The following is a 2,409-nucleotide window of genomic DNA, read 5'->3' on the forward strand; positions in this document are numbered from 1 at the left end:
TTTTAACCTGTTGATGGAAAATGTCTTTAGCCATTGTCAAGAATTTAGAATTTAGAATGCGCGAATTTAGAATTACCTCTTCTTATAAATAAGAGGATTGGATCAAAGGATTTTTTTTCTTTTTTCTCCATTCATGGAGATGCTTTATACCTGAATTTTTCGGTAAATAATTTTTATAATAGACATCTCCTCCAAAAGAGGGAATAGGGAATAGAAAATAGGGAACAGGGAACAGGAAAGAATAATTAATAATTTTTGGATAATGATTGATTTTATTTTTGATTTTTGGAGATGTCTAATAAAGGAAAAAGGAGTAAATATATAGCAATCCGCGCAACAGAAATCTACTCCTGTCTCCTGACTCCTTCTTCTAAACATATCGCGTTAAATTCACTCGATAACGTTCTTTTTTCGTAATCGCAATATCCCCTACTTCTAACCTTCCTTTTCCTCGAATAGCAATTAAATCTCCAGTTTTCACAGTATAACTTGCCTGACTAACTTCCTTCCAATTTACCCGCACATCTCCCCCTTCAATAAAATCAACCATTTTACTGCGAGACATTCCAAAACCAGCAGAAGCAACTGCATCTAATCTCATCGAAGCTTCCACAGTTGTTAACTCTTTCTTTTTCGGTTCTCTTATTCTTAAATCACTCAATTCTAGAGGTTTAACTTTAACAGGAACAGACCGAACTTGTTGCAGATTCATTTCTAAATATTCCACCAATTCAGGCACTACTATTACCTGAGCGCCACGTTCTCCCAAAACAATAATATCCCCAGTTTTTTCTCTGACAATTCCCGTACCTAACATGGAACCAAGAAAATCTCGGTGAGTCGCAGTATCAAACAGAAAATTTCCCTCAATATTAATAGCTGTTAATTCCACACTCGAAGTATCAATAGGCAAATCTGAACGAGCGATCGCTAATCTTTTTCGTTCCGCTTGAGGATAACCACCCCAGGAAACTAATTCTACTTCTGTCAACTTTTGAAAAATTGCTTCCGACTCAAATATTTCTGGCGGTGATAAAAAATCACTCTGAGTAATTTCCCAAGTTCTGATAGCTTGTTCTGCTAGATCGATGATGCGAGTGATAGTTTCGCGATTTTCAATTCCTTTGAGAAGTTCTTCTTTTGGTAACATAATTTTTTTGCTGAATAAATTTATTTCACAGGAGTCAGGAGTCAGGAGTCAGGAGTCAGGAACAATGAGAGTGATAATTACAGCAGATTCGGTCGTATATGAGGTACAAATATTAATGTTTGCTAACACAAAACTTTCCTACGAAATACTCCGCAAACGCTAATATATGTCTGTAGTGCGGGCAAAATGCCCGCGACCGGATTTGATATAACCCGATTTCAAATAAGAAGGAATTAAGTAATCAGAACTTACGCAGGGACTCTATATATAGCAAGGGCGTTAGCGGAGCTTTGCGTTAGCAAATGCCATTCGCCCTTACCGAAAAACTTCCTTCTTCTTCCCTCCTGACTCCTGAGGACTGACTCCTGACTCCTAATTTGCAGTATATCCTTGAATATTTTCTGGTTTAAACTGATATAAAGTCCGAGTTGCTAGACGGATCAGAGCTTCTGAACCCTGAACAACAATCAAATACTTACCAGCATTAAGGCGGTTACGATAGGGAACAGCATCACCACCACCAAAAATCAAACCCACTCCACCACCAACAAAAGTTCCACCCATTGCACCAGAAATAGCCCCCAATATACCACCAATAAAATGATTACCAAATTCCCCTGCCCAGGCAAAAGTATTCAATCCCGTAATCAGACTAAAAGTAACACCAGCAGCAAAACCAAAAGGTGCAAGCCAAGTAACCATTTGTTTTGCTTGTTTACGGGCCTGCTCATTAGGATCGATTAGGCCATATTCATCAGCAGTTTTATAGCCCCGGCCCAATATTGCCACTTGCTTCATTGGCAAGTCTTGTTTTTCCAAAGCAGAATAGGCAGATTCAGCTTGAATGCGGTCTGATAATACAGCAACGAGATAATTCATAAAATTCGATCGAAGCAATCTAAAATATTTCTGACAATCAATAAAATTATAGGCCCATACTGGTACTCTGAAGGTAAGGTTAAGTCAGCAGTTAATGTTTTTGCTAAATAAACATTATTAATTACAATTTATAGTCTGGCAAAATCTCCTGCTGTTTGAAAAACTCAAAAATCAAACTGAAGCGAAAGTTTCAGTAGGTAAAACAGTCACATAATTCAATTATTCAACTAATTTCCTATGCCAAATCTAGAAAACGAGAAATTACTTTGGCCAGACAAGTTGGAATGTTTTTGATGCGACAACATACTGATTTAAGTCTGCCAAAAATTGGGGAGTTTTTTGGTGGAAAGGACCATACAACTATATATAACAGTTGTATG

Annotated in this window: 3 protein-coding genes and 1 pseudogene; 2 read left to right on the plus strand and 2 right to left on the minus strand. The window is 37.4% G+C overall.

The window, feature by feature from the left end; genetic code table 11:
• Nucleotides 1-370: 370 nt before the first annotated feature.
• On the minus strand, nt 371-1,150 hold the full coding sequence (locus F6K13_RS28540) for a photosystem II S4 domain protein (RefSeq protein WP_287240430.1): 780 nt from the start codon (nt 1,148-1,150) through the stop codon (nt 371-373).
• 7 nt (nt 1,151-1,157) lie between these two features.
• Here F6K13_RS28540 and F6K13_RS28545 point away from each other — a divergent pair, with 7 nt between their 5' ends.
• A complete protein-coding gene (locus tag F6K13_RS28545; protein WP_161564317.1) occupies nt 1,158-1,313 on the plus strand; it encodes a hypothetical protein in 156 nt (51 codons plus the stop codon).
• 209 nt (nt 1,314-1,522) lie between these two features.
• Here F6K13_RS28545 and F6K13_RS28550 read toward each other — a convergent pair whose 3' ends face one another.
• On the minus strand, nt 1,523-2,029 hold the full coding sequence (locus F6K13_RS28550) for a hypothetical protein (RefSeq protein WP_124143122.1): 507 nt from the start codon (nt 2,027-2,029) through the stop codon (nt 1,523-1,525).
• A 245-nt stretch (nt 2,030-2,274) separates the two neighbouring features.
• Between F6K13_RS28550 and F6K13_RS28555 the strand changes: the two are divergent.
• Nucleotides 2,275-2,409 (plus strand): annotated as a pseudogene (locus F6K13_RS28555) (helix-turn-helix domain-containing protein); the annotation flags it as partial.

Source organism: Okeania sp. SIO2B9, from assembly GCF_010672505.1.
GTDB lineage: Bacteria > Cyanobacteriota > Cyanobacteriia > Cyanobacteriales > Microcoleaceae > Okeania > Okeania hirsuta.